Genomic DNA, 23520 nt, shown 5'->3' with positions numbered 1-23520 from the left:
AATCGGACAGCGGCGGCTGACGTCGTTCGCGCAGCGTGTTCTGGCACCCTGAGCGGCATGACGACGATCGCCGTACTCGGAGCCGGAAAGATCGGGGAGTCCCTGCTGACGGGGCTGCTGAAGGCCGGGCGGGCGCCAGCGGACCTGCTGTTCACCGAGCGGTTCGCGACGCGCGCGGCCGAGCTGACCAAGGCCTACGGCATCACGCACGTGGACGTGGCCACCGCGGTGCAGCGCGCGGACGTCATCGTCGTCGCCGTCAAGCCCCAGGACATCGAGCCGCTGCTCGACGAGATGGCCCCGAACCTGCCGTCCGGCAAGCTCGTGGTGTCGCTGTGCGCGGGCCTGCCCACCGCGCTGTTCGAGCGGCGGCTGCCCGAGGGCACCGCGGTGGTCCGGGTGATGCCGAACACGCCGATGCTGGTCGGCGAGGCCATGAGCGCCATCTCCGGCGGCTCCCGCGCGTCGGACGCCGACCTGGAGCTGGTCGAGGAGCTGCTCGGCAGCGTCGGCAAGGTGGTGCGCGTGCCCGAGGGCCAGCAGGACGCGGTCACCGCTCTGTCCGGCTCCGGCCCGGCGTACTTCTTCTACCTGGTCGAGGCGATGATCGACGCCGGGATCCTGCTGGGCATCCCGCGCGCCACGGCCGCCGATCTCATCGTGCAGTCGGCCGTCGGCGCCGCCGCGATGCTCCGCGAGGGCGGCGGCCACCCGGTGATGCTGCGCGAGGCGGTCACCTCACCGGCCGGGACCACCATCGCGGGCATCCGCGAGCTGGAGAAGCACGGCGTCCGAGCGGCCCTGATCGACGCCATCGAGGCTGCTCGCGACAGGTCCGTGGAGCTCGGCGCCGCCCACCAGGACCGCGACTGAGTGCCTGTTCGTGGTCGCGTTGCTCGGGTCGTCGCTCAGCGGAACCTGAGATGACCGAATACACGCGGAGGGGCCGTCCTCGCCAGAGCCCGCCGGTGGTCGCCGTGCGTAGGTGGATGCAAGCGGCTGACGCCGCTTCCACAAGCGAGGACGGCTTCGCCGACAGCTTTTGAAGGACGGGCGAATACTCAGGTAATTCGGCCATCGCAGGTTCCCCAGCCGTCCCGCTACTCTCGATAGAGCACGTGCGTGAGGTTTCCGTCGGAAGGGGAAGCCGACGGCGCGACACGTGCCGAAGGGCACGGTGAAGCATGTCTGCGAACTCCGAACCCAGCCAACAGGCGCCGCCGGACATGGGCCAGGTGCGGTTCCTCACCGTCGCCGAGGTCGCCAAGCTGATGCGGGTGTCGAAGATGACGGTCTACCGGCTCGTCCACGCCGGTGACCTGCCCGCAGCACGCGTGGGCCGGTCGTTCCGGGTGGCGGAGAAGGACGTCCACGCCTACCTGGAGAGCGCCTACTACAACGCGGGCTGAGAGCACTGTTGGCGGAGCCGTCCGCGCTCGTGCGAGCGGCGGCAGCCGCTTTGTGCGCAGGGTGACCACCGGTGGGTCCTGAGTGGTTTCCCGGCGAGGACGGCTCATCCTGGGCGCGCACCAGGAGAGGCACCCGCGGTCCGGGGAAGCACTCGGGTCCCGCTGGCCGACCACCGAACAGGCCGTTCTGACGCTGGTGGCCGGGCATCGGAACCGGTCGGTGACGGTGCCCGGAGGCGTTTGGAGGACCACGGCGGCAGGGGGTCGCACCAGGGCAGGTAAAGTTCTGGGGTGGTCGTGCCTGGTGCGCTCATCTCGGCTGCGCCGGCGCGGAAGACGTTCGAACTGCCGTCAAGAGTGAAGGAGTCCGCATGGGCTCGGTCATCAAGAAGCGCCGCAAGCGCATGTCCAAGAAGAAGCACCGCAAGCTGCTCCGCAAGACGCGCGTTCAGCGTCGCAAGTTGGGCAAGTGACCTGCGCGCCGCCGCCGACCACCTGCAGGGGTCGGCGGCGGTGTTGTTTTCCGGGCTTTCCCGCGCGCCGGGTGCTTCGGCGGCGCGGAGGTTTCGGCAGGTGATGGTCCGTGAGTGCTTTGGGGTGTCATAGCCCCCCAAAGCGCTCACGAACCGTGGACAGGCAGAACCGGCCCAGCACTCGTTGGTAACCGCGTCGTAGCCGTCGGTGGTTCCGATGGCGGTAGCATCGCCCGTGGTGGCCGTGGTCGAGACGCAGGGAGACGCATGGGCCCGAACGTCGTGCTGGTGACCGGGGTCAGCCGCTTCCTGGGCGGACACCTCGCCGCGCGACTGGCCGCCAATCCCGCGATCGGCCGGGTGCTCGGCGTCGACACCGTGCAGCCCGGTCGCGACCTGCTGCGCAGGATGGGGCGCACCGAGTTCGTCCGCGCCGACATCCGCAACCCGCTGATCGGCAAGGTCATCGCCAACGCCGGCGTCGACACCGTGGTGCACGCGGCGGTCAACACCCACCCCGGGCCCGGCGGGCGCGCCGCGGTCAAGGAGATGAACGTCATCGGCACCATGCAGCTGCTGGCCGCCTGCCAGCAGTCGCCGCAGGTGCGCAAGCTCGTGGTCCGCTCCACCTGCGCCGTGTACGGGTCGAGCTCGCGGGATCCCGCGGTGTTCACCGAGGACATGGAGCCGAAGGACCTGCCGTCGTCCGGGTACGCCAAGGACGCGGTGGAGATCGAGGGCTACGTGCGCGGCTTCGGCAGGCGCCGCCCCGACGTGGACATCACCACGCTGCGCTTCAGCAACCTGATCGGCCCGCGCATCGACGCGATGCTCACCCGCTACTTCGCGCTGCCGGTGGTGCCGACCGTGCTGGGCTTCGACGCGCGGTTGCAGCTGCTGCACTCCGAGGACGCGCTGGCGGTGCTGGAACGCGCGACGCTGGCCGAGCGCCCCGGAATCTTCAACGTGGCCGGTGACGGCGTGCTCATGCTGTCCCAGGCGATCCGTCGGGCCGGGCGGATCGCGCTGCCGCTGCCCGGCCCGGCGGTGCTGCCGGTGACGCAGTTCTTCCGCGGCGCGCGGCTCGTCGACTTCTCCTCCGAGCAGCTGCGCTACCTCAACTTCGGCCGGGTGCTGGACACCACCAGGCTCCGCGAGCAGTTCGGGTTCACCCCGCGCTGGACCACGCAGCAGGCGTTCGACGACTTCGTCAGCGGTCGCGGCCTGCGGCCGGTGGTGGATCCCGAGACGGTCCGGGCGGCCGAGCACGGCGCCGGGGAGCTGCTGGTGAAGCTGCGCGGGTCGTCCGCCGCGCGGGATGTGGAGTCGTGATGCCGGATGCGCAGGTGATCCCGCTGCGGCCGGAGGACCGGGACCGGAAGGCCCCGGAACCCGCCGAGCCGGGCTGGGAGGACGCCGTCGCCGAGGTGCTGGCCTTCGCCCGGCGCCGGCTGCTCGGCGACTACCAGGTCGACGAGTTCGGCTTCGACGAGGAGCTGACCGACGAGGTGTTCCTCCGGCTCCTGCGCCCGTTCTACGACAAGTGGTTCCGGGTGGAGGCGATCGGCCTCGAACACGTGCCCGGGGACCGCGGCGCGCTGGTGGTGGCCAACCACTCCGGCACGCTGCCGTGGGACGCGCTCATGACGACCGTCGCGCTGCACGACCACCACCCGGCGTCCCGGCACCTGCGGATGCTCGGCGCCGACCTGGTGTTCCAGCTGCCGGTGCTCGGCGCGCTCGCCCGCAAGGCCGGGCACACGCTGGCCTGCAACCCGGACGCCGAGCGGTTGCTGACCGGTGGCGAGCTGGTGGGCGTCTGGCCGGAGGGCTTCAAGGGCATCGGCAAGCCGTTCAAGGACCGCTACAAGCTGCAGCGGTTCGGGCGCGGCGGCTTCATCTCCGCGGCGCTGCGCACCGGGGCGCCGATCGTGCCCTGCGCCATCGTGGGCGCGGAGGAGATCTACCCGAAGCTGGCCGACATCAAGCCGCTGGCCCGGTTGCTCGGCGTGCCGTACTTCCCGGTCACGCCGCTTTTCCCGCACTTCGGCCTGCTGGGCGCGGTGCCGCTGCCGTCGAAGTGGTACATCGAGTTCGGCGAGCCGATCGAGACGGCGTCCTACCCGGAGGGCGCGGCGGACGACCCGATGCTGGTGTTCAGCCTCAGCGACCAGGTCCGCGAGAACATCCAGCACACCCTCTACCGCCTGCTCTCCCAGCGCACCAACGTCTTCCTCGGCTGACGCCCGGCGCGGTCACGGACCGCAATTTCAATTGAAATTGCACGTCGTGTCGGCGTGTCCGGCGCCCGACACGCGGACACCTGCTGCAATTTCAATTGAAATCGGACGTCTGATTTCAATTGAAATTGCAGCCCCGGGTCTGGTCGGGCGGTGCATTGTACGGCCGGGGGAGCTTGGGTGCCGCGTTGCGGCCAGGCCGTGAGGTTGGTCTATTTGGGCTGGTAGACGCGCTTTGCGCGGTGGTTCGGCGCGGCGTCGTCCCGGTCCCGACCTACAGGCCCTGGCGGTGGATGATGAGTTTTCCTTCCGGATTCGGCGGTCAAGATCCCTTCGCCGATCTGCTCAACCGGTTCTTCGGCATGTCGCCGCGCACCTCGCCGCCCGCCGTGCAGCGGGTGCCGATCGGGCGGCTGCTCACCGAGTCCGCAACCGACCTGATCAGCCGCGCCTCCGCCCGCGCCGAGCAGGACGGCAGCGCCGACCTGGACACCGAGCACCTGCTCTGGGCCGCCACCCAGGTGGACGCGACGCGCAAGCTGCTGGAGCAGGCCGGCGCCGAGCCGGACCACCTGGCGAGCCGGATCGCCGAGATCCTGCCCGGTGAGAGCGAGCAGCCGTCGGCGAACCCGGGCCTGACCCCGGCGGCCAAGCGGGTGCTGATCGGCGCGCACGCCCGCTCGCAGGCCGCCGGCGCCTCCTACATCGGCCCGGAGCACATCCTCGCCGCGCTGCTCGACGACCCGGACGCGGCCGCGGTGCGGATGCTGGACTCGCAGGAGATCAACACCGACCGGCTCCGCGACCGCGTCGAGCGCTCGGCAGCGGCGGAAGGCACTCCGGCCGCGCCCAGCAGCGAGACCCCGACCCTCGACGAGTACGGCCGCGATCTGACCGCCGAGGCGCGAGCGGGCAAGGTCGACGTCGTGGTCGGCCGCGGCGACGAGATCGAGCAGACCGTGGAGATCCTGTCCCGGCGCAGCAAGAACAACCCGGTGCTGATCGGTGAGCCCGGTGTCGGCAAGACCGCGATCGTGGAAGGCCTCGCGCAGCGCATCGTCTCCGGCGACGTCCCGGAGACCCTGCAGGACAAGCGGGTGGTCGCGCTGGACCTGACCGGGCTGGTGGCGGGCGCCCAGTACCGCGGCGAGTTCGAGCAGCGGCTGAAGAAGGTCATCGACGAGGTCCGCGCCGCGGAGGGCTCGGTGATCATGTTCATCGACGAGATGCACACCGTGGTCGGCGCGGGCGCGGCCGAGGGCAGCATGGACGCGGGCAACATCCTCAAACCCGCCCTGGCCCGCGGTGAGCTGCACGTCGTCGGCGCCACCACCATCGACGAGTACCGCAGGCACGTCGAGAAGGACGCCGCGCTGGAGCGGCGCTTCCAGCCGGTGATGATCCCGGAACCGACCGTCGAGGAGACCATCCAGATCCTGGAAGGCCTGCGCGACTCCTACGAAGCGCACCACGGCGTGCGGTTCACCGACGACGCGCTGGCCGCCGCCGCGACGCTGTCCGACCGCTACATCAGCGACCGATTCCTGCCGGACAAGGCGATCGACCTCATCGACCAGACCGGCGCCCGCGTCCGGCTGCGCACCCTGCACCGCAGCTCCGGAACCCGCGAGCGCGAGGACGAGATCGCCAAGCTGCGGCGGGAGAAGGACCAGGCGGTCGCCGCCGAGGAGTTCGACCGGGCCGCCGAGCTCAAGCACCGGATCGAGGTCGCCGAGGGCGAGCTGGCCGGAATCGCCGAGCGGCGCGAGGGCATCACCGACGTCACCGTCCAGGACATCGCCGAGGTGCTCTCCAAGCGCACCGGCATCCCCGTCTCGCAGCTGACCGAGAGCGAGAAGGAGCGGCTGCTGAAGCTGGAGGAGGCGATGCACGACCGCGTCGTCGGCCAGGACGAGGCGGTCACCGCGGTCGCCGAGGCGGTGCGGCGCAGCCGGGCCGGGATGGGCGACCCGAACCGGCCGATCGGCTCGTTCCTGTTCCTGGGCCCCACCGGCGTCGGCAAGACCGAGCTGGCCAAGACGCTGGCCGAGATGCTCTTCGGCGACGAGCACCGGCTGATCCGGTTCGACATGAGCGAGTTCCAGGAGCGGCACACGGTGTCCCGGCTGCTCGGCGCCCCGCCCGGCTACGTCGGCTACGAGGAGGCCGGGCAGCTGACCGAGAAGGTCCGCCGCCAGCCCTACAGCGTGCTGCTGTTCGACGAGATCGAGAAGGCGCACCGGGACGTGTTCAACGCGCTGCTGCAGGTGCTCGACGACGGCAGGCTCACCGACGCGCAGGGCCGCACCGTGGACTTCCGCAACACCGTGGTGATCATGACCAGCAACATCGGCGCCCAGCGGATCCTGGCGCACGAGGGATCGGTGGAGGACATCCGCGACCAGCTGATGGACGACCTGCACGTCGGTTTCGCGCCGGAATTCCTCAACCGCATCGACGACATCATCATCTTCCACCGGCTGGCGGAGGACGACCTGTCGCACATCGTCGACCTGCTGCTGGACCGCAGCAAGCGGCTGCTGCGCGCGCAGGAGGTGGACCTGGAGGTCACCGACGAGGCGAAGCGGTGGCTCACCAAGCGCGGCTACCAGCCGGAGTTCGGCGCCCGCCCGCTGCGCCGGACCATCCAGTCCGAACTGGACAACCGGATCTCGAAGCTGCTGCTCGGCGGCGACGTGCAGCCCGGCGACACCATCCTGGCCTCGGTGGAGGACGACGAGCTGATCTGCACCCTGGCCCGCCCCTCGGTGCCCGAGCAGCAGTCCGGTGCCCGCGAGGCGACCTCGGTCTGAGCTTCACCCGGACTGATGATCTGCGCGTTCGAGGACTGCGCTGGGCCCGGTGACGTGCGGAGGATGGACCATGAGCATCTTTCCCGGAGAAACCGCAGAGCTCGGGCAGCGGCTGGCGAAAGTGGCGTGGCAGTCGATCCTGGTGGTCGGGATCTGCTCGCTGGTGGTCGGCGTGCTGGCGCTGGTGTGGCCGGCCGCGACGCTGATCGTGGTGGGTGTGCTCTTCGGCATCTACCTGCTGGTCAGCGGGGTGCTGCAGATCGTCGCCGCGTTCGGCACGCACGGATCGGGGGCCATCCGAGTGCTCGCGTTCGTCAGCGGTGCGCTGTCGATCCTGCTCGGGTTGCTGTGCTTCCGCGGCGAGATGCAGTCGATCCTGCTGCTGGGCCTGTGGATCGGGATCGGCTGGCTGTTCCGCGGCGTCACGGAGATCACCGCGTCGGTGGCCGACCGGGACATGCCCGCGCGCGGCTGGCAGATTTTCCTCGGCGTGCTCACCGCGCTGGGCGGGGTGGTGCTGATCGTGTCGCCGCTCGCCTCGGTCGCGCTGCTGGTGCTCTTCGGCGGCATCTGGCTGCTCGTGGTCGGCGTCGTGGAGATCATCACCGCGTTCCGCATCCGCGGCGCGGCCAAGCGCTTCGCCGCCGACTGACTTCCGCCGTCCGGGCGTGTGGGCGGGTGGGGTGCGCCCGGCAGGCGGACGGGCCGGTGCGGTGGGCGGGGATGCCACCGCACCGGCCCGGTTCTTCCCAGCGCGCCGCCGCCGCGCGGTGCGCCTAGCCTGCAGTTGCCGTGAATGCGAGCAGAGGGGGATTCCGGTGTCTTCTCGTCTCAACCCGTACATCAGCTTCGACGGCACCGCCCGGCAGGCGATGGAGTTCTACCAGCAGGTATTCGGCGGGAACCTGCAGATCAGCACCTACGGCGACGCCGGTGCCAGCGACGCGCCGGAAGCCGACAAGATCATGCACTCGATGCTGGAGACCGACAGCGGCTTCACGCTGATGGCCTCCGACATCCCGCCGGGCATGGAGCACCGGCCGGGCAACAACATCTCGGTGAGCCTCACCGGTGACAGCGACGAGGAGCTGCGCGGCTACTGGGCGAAGCTCTCGGCGGACGGCGTGGTGGCGGTCCCGCTGGAGAAGCAGATGTGGGGCGACGTCTTCGGCATGTGCACGGACCGCTTCGGCATCACGTGGATGGTCGACATCTCCGCAGGCTGACCGCTCCCTGCGGCGAGGCGCTCGCCGTCTCCGCGCAATTTCAATGGAAATTGGACGTCTGATTTCAATTGAAATTGCGGCAGGGTCGGCGTGTCGGGCGCCGGACACGCCGACGTGGTGTGCAACTTCCATTGAAATTGGAGCTTCGATTTCAATTGAAATTGCGGACCACCCGCCGCGGACGGCCTGGCGCGGACGGCCTGGCGCGGATCACCCGCCGCGGACGGCCTGGCGCGGAGCGTTCGGCGCGGGCTGCTCGGCGTGGATGGCCTGGTGGGGGTGGGGGTTAGGAGCGGTCGCGGCGGCGGTAGGCGAGGCCTGCCGCTATCGCTCCCGCGATGGCGCTGGCGCCGAGCATCGAGTTCAGGCCGATTCGGGCCGCTTTGCGGCCGGTGCGGAAGTCGCGGACCTCCCAGGCCCGGGCGCGGGCGATGTCGCGCAGCCGCTGGTCCGGGTTCACCGCCACCGCGGTGCCCACCACCGACAGCATCGGGATGTCGTTGGCCGAGTCCGAGTAGGCCGTGCAGCGGCGCAGGTCCAGGCCCTCGCTGGCGGCCAGCGCGCGCACCGCGTGCGCCTTGGCCCTGCCGTGCAGCATCTCGCCGACCAGGCGGCCGGTGTAGACGCCGTTGGCGCTCTCCGCGACCGTGCCCAGCGCGCCGGTCAGGCCCAGGCGGCGCGCGATGATCTGCGCCAGCTCGACCGGCGTCGCGGTCACCAGCCACACCCGCTGCCCGGCGTCCAGGTGCATCTGCGCCAGCGCCCGGGTGCCCGCCCAGATCCGGTCGGCCATCAGCTCGTCGTAGATCTCCTCGCTGAGCTCCACCAGCTCGGAGACCTTGCGGCCGGCCACGAACGACAGCGCCTGCTCGCGGCTGGCCTGCATGTCCTGGTGGTTCTCCCGGCCGCCGACCCGGAACTTCAGCTGCTGCCAGGCGAACCCGGCCAGATCGGTGGCGGTGAGGAACTTGCGGGCGGCCAGCCCGCGGGCGAAGTGGAACAGCGAGGCGCCCATCATCATCGTGTTGTCCACGTCGAAGAACGCCGCCGCGGTCAGGTCGGGCGGAGTGGCCAGCGAACCGTCCGGGCCGGGGGCGGCGGCCACGGCCGCCTCGGCCGAGGCGCGGCCGGCCACCTTCGCGCTGTCGACCTGCGCTTGCAGGCCGCGCTGGCCCGCGCCATCGGCCGAGCCCTGACGTGTCGGCACCGCCGCGCCTCCCTGGGGGTCCTCCGGAGCGTTCGTGCGAAAGTTCCTGGTTCTCGCCGGTGGGCCATCCGGCTCAGCAGGCCCCTAGCTTAGAGCCTCCCGGCAACCACCTTTGCGCACCTCCGGCGGGCGCGGCAACGTCCTCAGCGGAGGTCGTCGGGCAGCAGCTGCGCCAGGCGGCGGATCGCGCGGTGCTGCAGCGCCTTCACCGCCCCTTCGTTGCGCTGCATCGCGACCGCGGTCTCGGTGACGGACAGGCCTTGCAGGAATCGCAGCCGGATGCATTCCCGCTGGTCGGGGTTGAGCTGGCGGACGCAGCGCAGCAGCTCGTGGTGGGTGGCCTCGGTGAGCACGTGCTGCTCGGGGCCGAAGTGCGCGCGCTGCGCCGGGAGGTTGTCGGTCCAGTCGGCGGTGGGGACCTCCAGCCGGTACCGGCTGGACTTGATGTGGTCGAGGATCAGGTTCTTGGCGATGGTGATGAACCAGGCGGCCACGTCGCGGCCCTGGTAGCTGATCGAGGCGATCCGGCGCAGCGCGCGCAGGAAGGTCTCGCTGGTGATGTCCTCGGCCAGGCAGTGGTCGCTGACCCGGAAGAGCACGTAGCGGTAGACGGTCTGGGCGTACTCGTCGTAGAGGTGCCCGAAGGCGTCGTTGTCGCCCTGCTGCGCGGCGCTGACGTAGGCCCAGCTCCCCGGTCTCGGGGCGGGCGGCTCGACGCGGCGGCGGGCGACGTCCGGGGCGGGGGGTGCGAGCGCGTTCGGGCTGCTCATCTCGTTGCGACCTCCTGCCGTCGTTGGCGGACCGGTCCTGGTGGGACGTACCGGGTTCGGCGTCATGTCGCGGTGTCCTGCGGACACCCGCCTCCGTCGCGGAGCGAGCAGTCGTTCGTGGCGGTGTCGGGTCGCTCGTTCGGGAACCTGGGTCGCGCCGGGGGCGTGGGCGTTGGAGCAGCAGCATACGTGTTGTTACTCGGAAGTAGGTAGTGCAAGGCGGTGATCATCCGACTACGCAGCGTGTTCCCGGCTGCCGCGAAGGTTCGCTCTGCAGGGTGATTTTGGACACTTGACCAGCAGGATTGGAGGTGCGCTCCGCCACCGCCGGCTGGGTACCGTGGAGCCTCGGAATCCGGCCCGAATCTCTCCCTGGAGCGGCGGTATGCACCAAGTGACCGTGATGACCCGAGACGGCTGCCACGCGTGCGACGACGCGATCTCCGACGTGCGGCGGATCTGCGCTGAGCTCGGTGTCGCGTGGTCCGCGGCGGACGTCGACGCGGACGTGGAGCTGCGGGCGGAGTACGGCGACCGGGTCCCGGTGATCTTGATCGATGGAGTCGAGCACGGCTTCTGGCGGGTCGAGGAGGAGCGCTTCCGCCGCGCGCTGGCGCGCTGACCGCGCTGTGGCCCGGCGCGATGCCCGTCACGTGCCCCAGACCACGCGTTTTGGCACGTCGGGGGGCTATCGGCAATGATGGCGGGGAAGGTTCGCGTCTCCGGGTCACGACGGTCGCAGCGACTTTGTGCATGCGTTCACAAGTGGTTACGGTGTCAGTGGTCCGACCGCCGGGATCCCGGTGCGGATCAGCGGACCAGGTGCCACCCGCGGCGCCGGGACGATGCCGCCGAGGTGCGAACCGGTCGGGCGTCGGTGCTCCCCGCCTGCGGAGGAAGTCGGGAAGTCGACGGCCGCCCGCGGCGGAGCGCGCGGGTGGACAGGTGAGCGAGCAGCAGGGCGAGGGAGATCCAGCGTGACGGCCCACGGAGCGGACGTGCAGGACGGAGACGGGCAGGCCCGGACCGAGTCCAAGCAGTCGGTCGAGGTGCCCGCGGCCCGGGAGCGGGCCCGCGCGATCCCGGAAGCCGCCGTCGCCCGCCTCGCGGTCTACCTGCGAGCCCTGTCCGTCCTGGCCGACCAGGACGTCACCACGGTCTCCAGCGACGAGCTGGCGGTGGCGGCGGGCGTGAACTCCGCCAAGCTCCGCAAGGACCTCTCCTACATCGGCTCCTACGGCACCCGCGGCGTCGGCTACGAGGTGTCGGTGCTGGTCGGGCAGATAGAGCGGACGCTCGGCCTGACCCGCAAGCACAGCGTCGCGGTGGTCGGGATCGGAAACCTCGGTCACGCGCTGGCCAACTACGGCGGCTTCCCGAGCCGCGGCTTCCCGGTGTCGGCGCTGTTCGACCTGGACCCCGACCTGGTCGGCGTGCCGGTCGGCGGCATCCCGGTCAGCCACATCGACGACATCGTCGAGGTGTGCGCCGACCGCGAGGTCACCATCGGCGTGATCGCCACGCCCGTGCAGGGCGCCCAGGAGGTCTGCGACCGTTTGGTCGCCGGTGGCGTTACGTGCATCCTGAACTTCGCGCCCGTCGTCCTGCAGGTTCCTGAGCACGTCGAGGTGCGCAAGGTCGACCTGGCGGTGGAGATGCAGATCCTGTCGTTCCACGTGGCCCGGCGTCAGCAGGAGGCCGCGGCGCAGTCCGAAGTGGACGGCGCGGACACCGGGCCGCCGGGCTCCGGTGAACAGGAACCAGGCGAGGTCGAATCGGCGAACAGGATGGTGGAACGGCTGTGAACCTGCTCACCGTCGGGATTTCCCACCGCAGCGCCCCGGTCCGGGTGCTGGAGCGGGTCTCGATCAGTGGCGACGAAGTCCGCAAGGTGCTCGACGAACTGCTGCAGCAGGACCACGTGTGCGAGGCCTTCGTGATCTCGACCTGCAACCGGGTCGAGGTGTACGCGATGGCGGAGACCTTCCACGGCGGCCTGGACGACGTCAGCTCGGTGCTGGCCCGGCACGCCGGTGCGGAGTTCCGCGACCTGTCCGACCACCTCTACGTCTACTACGCGGGCGCCGCGGTCGAGCACCTGTTCTCGGTCGCCGCCGGCCTGGACTCGATGGTCGTCGGCGAGGCGCAGATCCTCGGCCAGCTGCGGCAGGCCTACGGCACCGCGGACGAGAGCGGCACCGTCGGCAAGACGCTGCACGAGCTCGCCCAGCAGGCGCTGCGCGTCGGCAAGCGGGTGCACAGCGAGACCGGCATCGACGCCGAAGGCGCGTCGGTGGTCTCCGAGGCGCTCGCCGACGCCGAGGTCGCGCTGGACGGCCTGGCCGGGCGCAGCGCGCTGATCGTCGGCGCGGGCTCGATGGGCGGCTTGGCCGCCGCGCAGCTCAAGCGCGTCGGCATCGGCGAGGTCGTGATCGCCAACCGCACGCCCGCCAACGGCGAGCGGCTGGCCGAATCGCTGCGCGCCGACGGCGTCGCCTCGCGCACCGCCGACCTCAGCGACCTCTCCGGCGCGATCGCCGCCGCGGACCTGGTGGTGGCCTGCACCGGCGCGATCGGTGCCGTGGTCACCGAGGACCTGGTCGCCGCGGCCCTGACCGAGCGCGACGGCCGTCCGCTGCTGTGCTGCGACCTCGGGCTGCCCCGCGACATCGACGCCGCGGTGGCCGAGCTGCCCGGTGTCACCGTCGTCGACCTGGAGAGCCTGCAGCAGCGGCTCTCCGAGCGGCAGGGCGGCAACGAGTCCGAGCGCGCCGCCCAGATCGTCGCCGAGGAACTGCGCGGCTACCTCGCCGCGCAGCGCTCGGCGGAAGTGACCCCGACCGTGACCGCGCTGCGCAAGCGCGCCGCCGAGGTGGTGGACAGCGAGCTGCTGCGGCTCGACTCGCGCCTGCCCGACCTCGACGGCGGCGTCCGCGACGAGCTGGCGCGCACCGTCCGCCGCGTGGTGGACAAGCTGCTGCACGCCCCCACGGTCCGGGTCAAGCAACTGGCGTCGGTGCCCGGTGGAGCCGGTTACGCCGACGCGCTCCGAGAACTCTTCGAACTCGATCCGCAGACCACCGCGGTGCTCGGTTCCCCGCAGGCCGACGAGGTCCTGCCCGGGGGCACGACCGTCGCGCAGGCCCGCAAGCACGATCGAGCGGCACAAGACGGGGAGGACCGTTGAACAAGACCCTCCGCATCGGCACCCGCGGCAGCGCGCTGGCGGTGGCCCAGTGCTCCTGGGTCGCCGAACAGCTGGAGCAGGCGGGTTACCCGACCCAGCTGATCACCGTGAAGACGCCCGGCGACCTCTCCATGGCGCCGATCGCCGAGATCGGCGTGGGCGTGTTCACCTCCGCGCTGCGCGAGGCGCTGGCCACCGGCGAGGTGGACGTCGCGGTGCACTCCTTCAAAGACCTGCCGACCGAACCGGACCCCCGGTTGTCGCTGGCCGCCGTCCCGGTCCGGGAGGACCCGCGGGACGCGCTGGTGGCGCGGGACGGTCTGACGCTCGGCGAATTGCCCCCGGGCTCCGTCGTGGGCACCGGTTCGCCGCGCCGCGCCAGCCAGCTCCGGGCCCTGGGCCTGGGGCTGGAGGTGCGCAGCATCCGCGGCAATGTGGACACCCGCCTGCGCAAGGTGACCGACGGCGAGCTGGACGCCGTCGTGCTCGCCCGCGCCGGGCTGGCCCGCGTGGGCCGGCTCGAGGTGATCACGGAAACGCTCGATCCACTGCAGATGCTGCCCGCGCCCGCTCAGGGCGCGCTCGCAGTGGAATGCCGCGTCGACGACGTGGACACCGAGCACCTGCTGCAGTCCGTTCTGGACGATCAGGCCAGCCGCGCCGCGGCGGCCGCCGAGCGCGGCATGTTGAACGCGCTCGAAGCGGGCTGTAGCGCGCCGGTCGGCGCGCTGGCCGAAGTGGTGGAGGACCTCGACGAGGACGGGCGCGTGGCGCTGCGGCTGTCCCTGCGCGGGGTGGTGGCGGCCGACGATTCCCGTCTGGTCCGCGCCTCCGCCACTGGTGAGACGACCGCCGCTGACCAGCTGGGCCGCGATCTGGCCGCCCAGCTGATCGAAGCCAGGACCGCACTGCTCAGCGGCCCTGGCAGTAGTTGATGGGGAGTGCCCTGATGACCCGAGCACGCAAGACCCCCGGACGGATTGCGTTCGTGGGCTCCGGTCCCGGTGACGCCGGTCTGCTCACCGTTCGGGCCCGGGATGCGATCACCCGTGCCGCCCTGCTGGTGACCGATCCGGACGTACCCGCCGACATCGTCGGGCTGGCCGCGGACGGCGCCGAGGTGCGCCCGGCCGTGGGCGACCCGGCGGACGTGGCCAAGGACCTGGCGAACGAGGCCTCGATCGGGCGCGGTGTGGTGCGCCTGGTGGCCGGTGACCCGCTGACCGCCGACGCGGTGGTCCGCGAGGTCCAGGAGGTCGCCAAGACCGGTGTCGCGTTCGACGTGGTTCCCGGCGTAGCCGGTGGCAGCGCGGTTCCGGCTTACGCCGGTGTCGCGCTCGGCTCCGCGCACACCGAGGTGGACGTCCGAGGCGACGTGGACTGGCCCGCCCTGGCCGCCTCGCCCGGAGCGCTGGTGCTGCACACCACTGGCAGCCACCTGGCCGAGGCCGCTTCGCGCCTGGTCGAGCACGGCAGGGCCGCGACCACGCCGGTCGCGGTGACCGCTTCCGGCACCACGGTCCAGCAGCGCACCATCGACACGACGCTGGCCTCGCTGGCCGCGGACGCCGGTGAGCTGCAGGGCCACCTGGTGGTGACCATCGGCGACGTCGTGTCCGAGCGCAGCAAGCTCTCCTGGTGGGAGTCGCGCGCGCTGTACGGCTGGAAGGTCCTGGTGCCGCGCACCAAGGAGCAGGCAGGCGTGATGAGCGACCGCCTGTGGTCGCACGGCGCCGTCTCGCACGAGGTGCCGACCATCTCGGTCGAGCCGCCGCGCAGCCCCGCGCAGATGGAGCGCGCGGTCAAGGGCCTGGTCGACGGCCGCTACCAGTGGGTGGTGTTCACCTCGGCCAACGCGGTGAAGGCCGTGTGGGAGAAGTTCGGCGAGTTCGGCCTGGACGCGCGGGCGTTCTCCGGTGTGAAGATCGCCTGCGTCGGCGAGGCCACCGCGGAGCGGGTGCGCGACTTCGGGATCATCCCGGAGCTGCTGCCCTCCGGTGACCAGTCCAGCGAAGGCCTGCTGCAGGACTTCCCGCCGCACGACGACATCCTGGACCCGGTCGACCGGGTGCTGCTGCCGCGCGCGGACATCGCCACCGAGACGCTGTCGGCCGGTCTGCGCGAGCGCGGCTGGGAGGTCGACGACGTGACGGCCTACCGCACCGTCCGCGCCGCGCCGCCGCCCGCCGACACCCGCGAGATGATCAAGACGGGTGGCTTCGACGCGGTGTGCTTCACCTCGTCGTCGACGGTCCGGAACCTGGTCGGCATCGCGGGCAAGCCGCACGCCCGGACGCTGGTGGCCTGCATCGGCCCGAACACGGCGGAGACCGCCAAGGAGTTCGGCCTGCGGGTCGACGTCCAGCCCGAGGTCCCCCGCGTGGAGGACTTGGTGGACGCCCTGGCCGAGCACGCGGCCCGCCTCCGCGCGGAAGGCGCCCTGCCGCCCCCGCGCAAGGCCAAGCGCGCTCGCCGCAGCTGACACAACGCCCGAAGGGCGCCTCCGACCAGGTCGGAGGCGCCCTTCGGCGTTTCAGCCGCCAGTTGGGTGGCCGGGGGCCGTGAGTGTTTTGGGGGGCTATAGCACCCCAAAACACTCACGGGTTCTGAACTCGCGCCGAGGTGCGCGGAACCGCTTCGGGCACCAGCCGGTCACGGGGGCGATGGCCTCGGCCTGCTCGGGAAAGGGCGATTCCGCGCGAAACCGGCACGCAGCGGCGCGGATGCGGACGATTTCGCGCGAAATCGCCCGCACTGCGTGCCTGCTGGGGGAGGCTTGACCCCGACCCGGATTCAGGGCGCGCCTCGGTGCGGTCCCTGATGTCCGCGCCGGCTGTCTTCGGAGAGGGTGCGGAGGACAACAACCCGAAGCTGCTGCCGCCCACGCGGGCGGCGGGCACGAGACCGGCGAGGACGGATACGTGGCAGACGCTGCCCTGGGCCTGCTCCAGCAGGCCATGGCTTCGCCGTGGGTTTACCTGGCGCTGTTCGTCCTGGCGGCGCTGGACGGCTTCATCCCGGTGATCCCCGGGGAAGCGGCCCTGGTCACCGCAGCCGTCTTCGTGGGATCAGGCGACCTGAACCTGTTCGCGATCGTGCTGGCCGGAGCCGCTGGAGCGTTCGCCGGTGATCACGTGGCCTATTTGATCGGGCGCAGCTCGATCGGTCGGCTCCAGGCGCGCATTCGGCGACGCCCCCGCAGCCGGGCTGCCTTCGACTGGGCGTCGGCCACGCTCGCCGAGCGGGGGCGGGCAGGCGCTGCTCGCCTCGCGGTGGGTGCCGGGAGTCCGGACCGCGACCACGATCACCATGGGCGGGGTCGGCTACCCGATCAAGTCCTTCGCCCTGTTCGACACGGCGGCGGCCGCGCTGTGGGCGACCAGCTGGTCGCTGATGGGCTACCTGGGCGGCGCCGCTTTCGGAACCGACCCGGTCAAGGGCCTGCTGTTCGGACTCGGCCTGGCCACCGCGCTGATGCTGCTCAGCGGCGCAGCCCGCCACATCCGCCGCCGCGTGATCGCTGCCCGCAACCCCGTCAGCACTGCCCAACACCGCGAACTCGCCGAGGTTCCCGAACGGCTCTAGCCGAGCCCGGCGGCCCGGGTGTTGGGATGGGGGGCTGCTGGAGCCGTCGTTGACGCTGCCGATCGGTCGTCACCGCTGGCTGTGACGAGCACCTCCGCCCGGATCGGGGCCGGGCGGTTCTCGGGTCGACCCTTCGGCGTCCGGTTCGTCGGGGTGGTTACGCTCGGGGTTGTTACCCCTGTCGAGCTGCTTGGGGAGCTGCTGGATGTATCCCTCGCACCGTCCGCGTCGGCTTCGCCGCAATCCGGCCCTGCGCCGACTCGTCTCCGAGACCTCCGTCGAACCTCGGCACCTGGTGCTGCCGATGTTCGTGCGGGAAGGCATCGACGAGCCGTTGCCGATCGCCTCGATGCCGGGCGTGGTGCAGCACACCCGCGATTCGCTGCGCAAGGCCGCCGTCGACGCCGTCAGCGCCGGTGTCGGCGGTTTGATGCTCTTCGGCGTGCCCGCGCAGCACGACGCCGAGGGCTCTGGAGCGGTCGATCCCGACGGGATCCTCAACGTCGCGCTGCGCGACCTGCACTCCGAGCTCGGCGACGACACCGTGCTGATGGCCGACCTGTGCCTGGACGAGTTCACCGACCACGGGCATTGCGGCGTGCTGGACGAGGACGGCAACGTCGACAACGACCGGACGCTGCAGATCTACGGCGAGATGGCCGTCGTGCAGGCCCAGTCCGGGGCGCACGTGGTCGGGCCCAGCGGGATGATGGACGGGCAGGTCGGCGTGATCCGCGACTCGCTCGACGCCACCGGCTTCGCCGACACCTCGATCCTGGCCTACTCGGCGAAGTACGCCTCCGCCTTCTTCGGCCCGTTCCGCGAAGCGGTGGACTCGCAGCTCAAGGGCGACCGCAACACCTACCAGCAGGACCCGGCCAACGGCCGCGAAGCGCTGCGCGAAGCCGACCTGGACCTGGCCGAGGGCGCCGACATGGTGATGGTCAAGCCCGCCATGTCCTACCTCGACGTGCTGCGCGACATCGCGGGCGTGGCCGACGTGCCGGTGGCCGCCTACCAGGTCTCCGGCGAGTACTCGATGATCGAGGCCGCCGCGGCCAACGGGTGGCTGGACCGGCAGCGGACCGTGCTGGAGTCGCTGACCTCGATCCGGCGCGCGGGCGCGGACATCGTCCTCACCTACTGGGCCGCCGAGGCCGCGCAGTGGCTGCGGGGCACCCGCGCATGACCGAACCGGGGCAGCAAGTCGACGCGTTCGGCCGCCCGGTTCCCGCACCGGAGCCGTCGGCGGCACCGCAGTCGCTGCTGGTGGCGCGGTGGCTGTGGATCGGGTCGGTGCTGATCGGCGTCGTGCAGGCCTTCATCCAGCTCGCCGACCGGTCGCGGCTGATCAGCGAGCTGCGCGCGGTCAACCCGGAGCTGAGCCAGCAGGACCTGGACTCCGCCGCCAACGGCGGGATCATGTTCGCGTTGCTGCTCAAGGCGCTGATCCTGATGGTGTACGTGATGCTCACCCGGCGGATGCTGGAGGGGCGGAACTGGTCGCGGATCGTGCTGACCGTGTTCGGCGGCTTCGGGGTGTTCAACGCGTTCATCACGGTGCTGACCGTGGCCGCCTTCGGCACGGCGCTGGTCCACGAGCTCACCGGCGTCGCCATCACCTGGGTCGAGGTGCTGTTCGCGCTGGTCGTGGCGGCCGTGGAGGTGGCGGCGATCGTGTTCATGTTCCGGCCGGACGCCAACCGGTTCATCCGCGAGGCGGGCGAGCGCTTCCGGCTCGCCAAGTTACGCCGCTGACGAATTGTCGCCTGCCCGGACGATTCCTAACCTGGGCAGGTGACCTCGCAGGAGCAGGACTCCGCGGCGCCGCGGCCGGGCACGGTCGACGGCGCGTTCTGGGCAGGCATCGCCGCCGTGGTGGTGGGGTTCGCCGTCCTCGCCACCTCGTTCCTGATGGTCTCGGACGCCGAGCTCCAGCTGGTGATCGAGGAGTCCGCGGCGCAGGGCCAGCTGCTCAGCCCGGAGCAGGCGCGCGCCGTCTACACCGGGGTGCTGGTGCTGGTCGCCGCGATCGTGGCGGTCATCGCGGCGCTGTGGATCTTGTTCCTGTTCTTCCTGCGCAAGGGCCGGAACTGGGCGCGGATCGTGATCACCGCGGTGGGCGCGGTGTGGATCCTGCTGACGCTGCCGTCGGTGACCGGCGGCTCGGTCGGCGGTGCCGCCGCGGCCCTGCTGGCGGTGCTGCAGGTGCTGACCGTCGCGGCGACCATCGTGCTCGCCTACCTCGCGCCGTCGAACGAGTACTTCCGGCGCTGAGCGGTGCGACTGCTCCCGGCTTTCCGGAACCGGTGGACCGGGGGCGATCACCGATCTACTGTCCACTCGTGACATCGCCGCAGAACCCCTGGCCGCAGGGTCCGAACCAGCAGTTCGCGCCGCAGCAGCAGCCGTTGCCCCAGCCGCCGCAGCAGTTCGGGCCCCCTCAGCATGCCGGTCAGCCGCAGCAGTTCGGCTACCCGCAGCAGCACGTCGCGGTGCCGGGGAAGCCGCCCGGCTCGGTCGCCCTCGCCAGCTGGCTCGGTGCGGTGTGGGCGCCGATCTCCGCGCTGATCGGCCTCGTCGGGTTCGTGATCACCACGATGACGATCCTCGACTACGGGTTGGCGGTGCTGCCGATCCTGATCAACGGCGTGCTGATGCTCGGCGCGGTGGTGTGCGCGGTGCTCTGGGTGGTGTTCGGCGGCGGCCTGCGGCGGGGGCGCAATTCGGCGCGGATCACGCTCGTGGTGCTCGCCGGGCTCTGGCTGGCCCACACCCTCTACGCGGCTGTGACGTTCGTGCTGAGCCTCGGCGGCGATTTCGGCATCATCGCCAGCAACCCGATCCTCTTCCTGCACATCGCCGACCTGCTGGTGTCCCTGGTCGTGCCGATCGTCTTCCTGGTGCTGGTGTTCGGCAAACAGGCGAACGCCTATTTCAAAGCGATGTCGGTTCGGTGAGTTCGCTCAACCAAGTGGACAGCACGTGAGTCCGCTTCATACTGTTTGCCGGTGACTTCACCGCAAAATCCTTGGCAGCAGGGCGGGTACCAGCCGGGCGGTACGCCGTCCGGCGGCTTCCCGCAGCAGTACCCGCAGGGCGGGTACCCGCAGCAGAACCCCTACGCGGCGCCGCCGGTGCCCGCGCAGGAGATGAACCAGGTCCCGCGGCCGATCACCGTGGAGATCGCGTTCTGGATCGCCATCGCGATGCCGCTGCTCGTGACGGTCCTGTCCGTGGTGAGCTACATGATGGTGCAGGGCGCGCTGAACGACGCCCTCACCAGCGCGACCGACCCCGACATGCCCCCGGAGTTCCAGTCCGGGATGTCCTCCATCATCAACGGGGTCATGCTGTTCACCTTCATCTTCGTGACGGTGATCTACCTGATCCTGACCGCGCTGTGGATCCTGTTCGGCTTCAAGATGCGGGCCGGGCGGAACTGGGCGCGCATCACGCTCACCGTCTTCGCCTCGATCTGGCTGCTCAGCAGCATCATCAGCCTGATCCAGGGCGGCAGCACCACGACGATGTCCGCCGACGTGCCGGACTTCGTGCTGCCCGCGTCGTACTACGTGATGGTCTACGTCCAGGCCGGGCTCGGACTGCTGTCCATGGGCGCGTTCATCACGCTGGTGTACCTGCAGCCGTCGAACTGGTACTTCAACGCGGCTCGCCGTTCGTACTGATGGCCGCACCTCGACAGCTGCGCTACGCCGTCGTCCTGTGGTGGACGGTGGCGATCCTCCTGCTGCTGCAAGCCGGGCTGATGTGGTCCGGCCGCGCCGAGCTCGTGCAGCAACTGGCCGTGCAGCAGCAGTTGGCGCCGGCCGATGCGGCCGGTCGCGCGCAGCAGATGATCCTGGCCAACACCGGGATCGCCGTCGTGCTAGCGGCGGCCTACCTGGGGTTCGGAATGGCGCTCTTCAAGCGGCGTTCGTGGGCGCGGATCGGGTTGTCCGCGTTCGCGCTGCTGCACCTGGTGCTGGTGCTGGGATCGGGCGCGGTGTTCAGCGTGCACACGATCCTGCTCGTCCTGGGGGGAACGGCTGCGGTGTTGTTGTGGCGGGCGCAGAGCACGGAATGGCTGACGGGTGAGCGATGAGCGAACCGGTGCTGTACTCCGAACCCGGTAGCAGCTGGTGGCCGGTGCTCTGGGGGCCGGCGTTCGCCCTGCTGGGCTTCGGCGTCGAGGCGCTGACGCCCGGCCCGGTGAGCCCGTGGATGTGGTCGCTGACCGGCGGGCTGCTCGCCGTCGCGGCCGCGGTCTGGGTGCAGGGCAGGCGCCGTTTGGTCTCGGTGCGGCTGACCCCGGTCGAACTCGCGCTCGGGCGCGAGGAGATCGAGGTCAGCCGCATCTCGGCGGTGACCGACGTGGGTGCGCCGGTGGGCGCGCGGGTGCTCGGCGGCGCCTGGACGGTCCCGAAGGGCACGGGCGAGGTGCCGATCCGGATCGACGGCGACAAGGTCGTCCTGGCCTGGGCGAAGGACCCGGCAGCCCTCTCCGCGGCCCTGACCGAGCTCGTGGAGCGCTAGCCGATCCGCTCGCCCTCCGGCGTCGTTGGCGATTTCAATGGAAATCAGACGTCTGATTTCCATTGAAATCGCGAAGCCCCACCCACGCGTCGGCGTGTCGGGCCCTGACACGCCGACGGCGTGCGATTTCCATTGAAATCGGTGATGTGATTTCCATTGAAATCGCGTCCCGCCCGTGGGGAGCGGTGTGGTGTGTGCGGTGGGTCATGAGACGCTTCTGCGCGTGACCACTCCGGAACCGTGGCCTGCGGACGGGCCGAAGTTCAGCGCCGAGGAGCTAGAACGCGCCGAGCCGCGGGGCGTCGTGCACAAGCCTTGGCGGGCCGCCGTGGCCGGGATCGAGCTCGTCCTGGTCGTGGCGCTGGTGGTGGCCGGGTGGTGGGCCTGGCAGCAGGGCACCGTGCCGATCCAGCTGCCCGGGCCGCACGGCGCGATCGACGTGGTGACCCGCTCGATCGGGAGCTGGCAGGCCTCGGCGTTGGGCGCGATGACCCTCGCCGGTCTCCTGCTGCTGGACGGGATCCGGCAGGTGGCGCTGGCCGTGCGCGCTCGCCGCCGGTAGTCGGGGTGCGCCCGGTCACCTGGCCGCGCCTGTCAGACTGGGAGGCGTGACAGCTTCTGCGAACCCCGCATCGAATCCGAATCACGATCCGGCTCCGCGGTCGCGGCAGCTGTTCGACCGCGCGCAGGCGGTGACGCCGGGCGGCGTCAACTCGCCGGTCCGCGCCTTCCACTCGGTCGGCGGCACTCCCCGGTTCATGGTTCGCGGCGAAGGCGCCCACCTCTGGGACGCCGACGGCAACCGCTACGTGGACCTGGTGTCCTCGTGGGGCCCGATGATCAACGGGCACGCGCACCCCGACGTGGTCCGCGCGGTGCAGGAGGCCGCCTCGCACGGCCTGTCCTTCGGCACCCCCGGCGAGGGCGAGATCGACCTCGCGCAGGAGATCATCGACCGCGTCGAGCCCGTCGAGCAGGTCCGGCTGGTCAACTCGGGCACCGAGGCGACGATGAGCGCCGTCCGGCTGGCCCGCGGGTTCACCGGCCGCCGGAAGATCGTCAAGTTCGCCGGCTGCTACCACGGGCACGTCGACGCGCTGCTGGCCAGCGCCGGCTCCGGGCTGGCGACGCTGGGGCTGCCGACCTCGCCGGGCGTCACCGGCGCGCAGGCCGCCGAGACCATCGTGCTGCCCTACAACGACCTCGAAGCCGTGCGGCAGGTCTTCGCCGAGCAGGGCGACGAGATCGCCTGTGTGATCACCGAGGCCGCGGCGGGCAACATGGGCGCCGTCGCGCCGCTGCCGGGCTTCAACCAGGGCCTGCGCGAGATCACCCGCTCGGCCGGCGCGCTGCTGATCATGGACGAGGTGATGACCGGCTTCCGCGTCTCCCGCGCCGGTTGGTTCGGCGTCGACGGCGTGGCCGGTGACCTCTACACCTTCGGCAAGGTGATGTCCGGCGGGCTGCCCGCGGCGGCCTTCGGCGGCCGGGCCGACGTGATGGCGCGGCTCGCCCCGTCCGGGCCGGTGTACCAGGCGGGCACGCTGTCCGGGAACCCGGTCGCGGTGGCCGCGGGGCTGGCGAACCTGCGGGCCGCCGATGCCGAGGTCTACGCGGCGCTGGACCGCAACAGCAAGCGGCTCGGCGACCTGCTCGGCTCGGCGCTGACCGAGGCCGGCGTGCCGCACCAGATCGCTTACGCGGCCAACATGGTCAGCGTCTTCTTCAGCGAGACGCCGGTGCACGACTACGAGCAGGCGCAGGCCCAGCAGACCTGGCGGTTCCCGCCGTTCTTCCACGCGCTGCTCGATCGCGGCGTCTACGCCCCGCCGAGCGCGTTCGAGTCGTGGTTCGTGAACGCGGCGATGGACGAAGCGGCGTTCGAGACGATCGCCGAAGCGGTCCCGCACGCCGCCCGCGCCGCCGCGGAGGCGACGGAATGAGCAACTCCGAGCCAACCCGTGCCCTGAGCGACCGCAGCCCAGGGGAGCGCGGCGCGAACCAGCCACGGGAAACCGCGAAGCGCGAGATCGAGCGGGAGGCGACCACCACTGTGAATCGCGGAGACGCGGAG

At 71.0% G+C, this 23520-nt stretch carries 25 protein-coding genes; 23 read left to right on the top strand and 2 right to left on the bottom strand.

All coding sequences use genetic code 11. The features are described from left to right. The first annotated feature begins 57 nt into the window (after positions 1-57). From proC to C4T78_RS25565, 8 genes are all read left to right on the top strand, one after another. Positions 58-873, top strand: a complete 816-nt coding sequence (gene proC / locus C4T78_RS25600; RefSeq protein ID WP_093354077.1) for a pyrroline-5-carboxylate reductase — start codon at positions 58-60, stop codon at positions 871-873. A gap of 311 nt (positions 874-1184) precedes the next feature. Further along, the gene (locus C4T78_RS25595) at positions 1185-1409 is read left to right on the top strand and encodes a helix-turn-helix domain-containing protein (protein WP_093145685.1); all 225 of its coding nucleotides are present in this window, start codon (positions 1185-1187) and stop codon (positions 1407-1409) included. A 371-nt stretch (positions 1410-1780) separates the two neighbouring features. Then, positions 1781-1882: a 30S ribosomal protein bS22 gene (locus tag C4T78_RS25590; RefSeq protein WP_010241351.1), complete on the top strand. Its 102-nt coding sequence runs from the start codon at positions 1781-1783 to the stop codon at positions 1880-1882. A 267-nt stretch (positions 1883-2149) separates the two neighbouring features. Beyond that, entirely contained in the window at positions 2150-3214 is a 1065-nt protein-coding gene (locus C4T78_RS25585) for an NAD-dependent epimerase/dehydratase family protein (RefSeq protein ID WP_093354074.1), read from the top strand. After that, complete coding sequence (locus C4T78_RS25580) at positions 3214-4125, top strand: lysophospholipid acyltransferase family protein (RefSeq protein WP_093354071.1); 912 nt, start codon at positions 3214-3216, stop codon at positions 4123-4125. The genes C4T78_RS25585 and C4T78_RS25580 overlap by 1 nt, the downstream gene beginning before the upstream one ends. 293 nt (positions 4126-4418) lie before the next feature. Continuing rightward, positions 4419-6935, top strand: coding sequence for an ATP-dependent Clp protease ATP-binding subunit (locus C4T78_RS25575; protein WP_093354069.1), 2517 nt, complete (start codon positions 4419-4421; stop codon positions 6933-6935). Positions 6936-7005: 70 nt separating this feature from the next. After that, positions 7006-7587, top strand: a complete 582-nt coding sequence (locus C4T78_RS25570; RefSeq protein ID WP_093354066.1) for an HdeD family acid-resistance protein — start codon at positions 7006-7008, stop codon at positions 7585-7587. Positions 7588-7753: 166 nt separating this feature from the next. Continuing rightward, the gene (locus C4T78_RS25565; protein WP_093354064.1) at positions 7754-8161 is read left to right on the top strand and encodes a VOC family protein; all 408 of its coding nucleotides are present in this window, start codon (positions 7754-7756) and stop codon (positions 8159-8161) included. Between the two features lie 286 nt (positions 8162-8447). Here C4T78_RS25565 and C4T78_RS25560 read toward each other — a convergent pair whose 3' ends face one another. Together C4T78_RS25560 and C4T78_RS25555 are read right to left on the bottom strand one after the other, a co-directional pair. Continuing rightward, positions 8448-9323 carry an HAD family hydrolase gene (locus tag C4T78_RS25560; RefSeq protein ID WP_374703906.1) on the bottom strand — a complete coding sequence of 292 codons (876 nt, stop codon included), beginning with the start codon at positions 9321-9323 and terminating at the stop codon, positions 8448-8450. Positions 9324-9511: 188 nt separating this feature from the next. Next, positions 9512-10138: a sigma-70 family RNA polymerase sigma factor gene (locus C4T78_RS25555; RefSeq protein WP_093354059.1), complete on the bottom strand. Its 627-nt coding sequence runs from the start codon at positions 10136-10138 to the stop codon at positions 9512-9514. Between the two features lie 385 nt (positions 10139-10523). On the opposite strand from C4T78_RS25555, the gene C4T78_RS25550 reads away from it, so the two are divergent. The 15 genes from C4T78_RS25550 (at position 10524) to hemL (ending at position 23389) form a co-directional block, all read left to right on the top strand. Continuing rightward, positions 10524-10760 carry a glutaredoxin family protein gene (locus C4T78_RS25550; protein WP_093354056.1) on the top strand — a complete coding sequence of 79 codons (237 nt, stop codon included), beginning with the start codon at positions 10524-10526 and terminating at the stop codon, positions 10758-10760. A gap of 355 nt (positions 10761-11115) precedes the next feature. Then, entirely contained in the window at positions 11116-11943 is an 828-nt protein-coding gene (locus C4T78_RS25545; protein ID WP_093354054.1) for a redox-sensing transcriptional repressor Rex, read from the top strand. After that, a complete protein-coding gene (locus C4T78_RS25540; protein ID WP_093354051.1) occupies positions 11940-13325 on the top strand; it encodes a glutamyl-tRNA reductase in 1386 nt (461 codons plus the stop codon). The genes C4T78_RS25545 and C4T78_RS25540 overlap by 4 nt, the downstream gene beginning before the upstream one ends. Further along, entirely contained in the window at positions 13322-14260 is a 939-nt protein-coding gene (hemC, locus tag C4T78_RS25535; protein ID WP_093145695.1) for a hydroxymethylbilane synthase, read from the top strand. The genes C4T78_RS25540 and hemC overlap by 4 nt, the downstream gene beginning before the upstream one ends. A 14-nt stretch (positions 14261-14274) precedes the next feature. Further along, positions 14275-15807 carry a bifunctional uroporphyrinogen-III C-methyltransferase/uroporphyrinogen-III synthase gene (locus C4T78_RS25530; RefSeq protein WP_093354047.1) on the top strand — a complete coding sequence of 511 codons (1533 nt, stop codon included), beginning with the start codon at positions 14275-14277 and terminating at the stop codon, positions 15805-15807. 794 nt (positions 15808-16601) lie between these two features. Beyond that, the gene (locus C4T78_RS36810; protein WP_218161619.1) at positions 16602-16910 is read left to right on the top strand and encodes a DedA family protein; all 309 of its coding nucleotides are present in this window, start codon (positions 16602-16604) and stop codon (positions 16908-16910) included. 205 nt (positions 16911-17115) lie between these two features. Next, the gene (hemB, locus tag C4T78_RS25520) at positions 17116-18099 is read left to right on the top strand and encodes a porphobilinogen synthase (protein ID WP_093354043.1); all 984 of its coding nucleotides are present in this window, start codon (positions 17116-17118) and stop codon (positions 18097-18099) included. Then, positions 18096-18668, top strand: coding sequence for a hypothetical protein (locus C4T78_RS25515; RefSeq protein WP_143185887.1), 573 nt, complete (start codon positions 18096-18098; stop codon positions 18666-18668). Before hemB ends, C4T78_RS25515 begins: the two co-directional genes overlap by 4 nt. A 39-nt stretch (positions 18669-18707) precedes the next feature. Further along, positions 18708-19187, top strand: coding sequence for a hypothetical protein (locus tag C4T78_RS25510; protein WP_093354038.1), 480 nt, complete (start codon positions 18708-18710; stop codon positions 19185-19187). A 68-nt stretch (positions 19188-19255) separates the two neighbouring features. Continuing rightward, the gene (locus C4T78_RS25505; protein WP_093354035.1) at positions 19256-19870 is read left to right on the top strand and encodes a hypothetical protein; all 615 of its coding nucleotides are present in this window, start codon (positions 19256-19258) and stop codon (positions 19868-19870) included. A 51-nt stretch (positions 19871-19921) separates the two neighbouring features. After that, a complete protein-coding gene (locus C4T78_RS25500) occupies positions 19922-20599 on the top strand; it encodes a proline-rich domain-containing protein (protein WP_235863610.1) in 678 nt (225 codons plus the stop codon). Further along, on the top strand, positions 20599-21015 hold the full coding sequence (locus C4T78_RS25495) for a hypothetical protein (protein WP_093354033.1): 417 nt from the start codon (positions 20599-20601) through the stop codon (positions 21013-21015). Before C4T78_RS25500 ends, C4T78_RS25495 begins: the two co-directional genes overlap by 1 nt. Next, a complete protein-coding gene (mce1N, locus tag C4T78_RS25490) occupies positions 21012-21446 on the top strand; it encodes a transport-regulating membrane protein Mce1N (protein WP_093145703.1) in 435 nt (144 codons plus the stop codon). Before C4T78_RS25495 ends, mce1N begins: the two co-directional genes overlap by 4 nt. 223 nt (positions 21447-21669) lie before the next feature. After that, a complete protein-coding gene (locus C4T78_RS25485; RefSeq protein WP_093354031.1) occupies positions 21670-22008 on the top strand; it encodes a hypothetical protein in 339 nt (112 codons plus the stop codon). 109 nt (positions 22009-22117) lie between these two features. Beyond that, on the top strand, positions 22118-23389 hold the full coding sequence (gene hemL / locus C4T78_RS25480; protein ID WP_374703905.1) for a glutamate-1-semialdehyde 2,1-aminomutase: 1272 nt from the start codon (positions 22118-22120) through the stop codon (positions 23387-23389). The last annotated feature ends 131 nt before the right edge of the window (positions 23390-23520 follow it).

It is taken from the genome of Saccharopolyspora kobensis (assembly GCF_900108315.1).
Classification (GTDB): Bacteria; Actinomycetota; Actinomycetes; order Mycobacteriales; family Pseudonocardiaceae; genus Saccharopolyspora; species Saccharopolyspora kobensis.
This window is presented reverse-complemented; position numbering and strand designations above follow the sequence as displayed.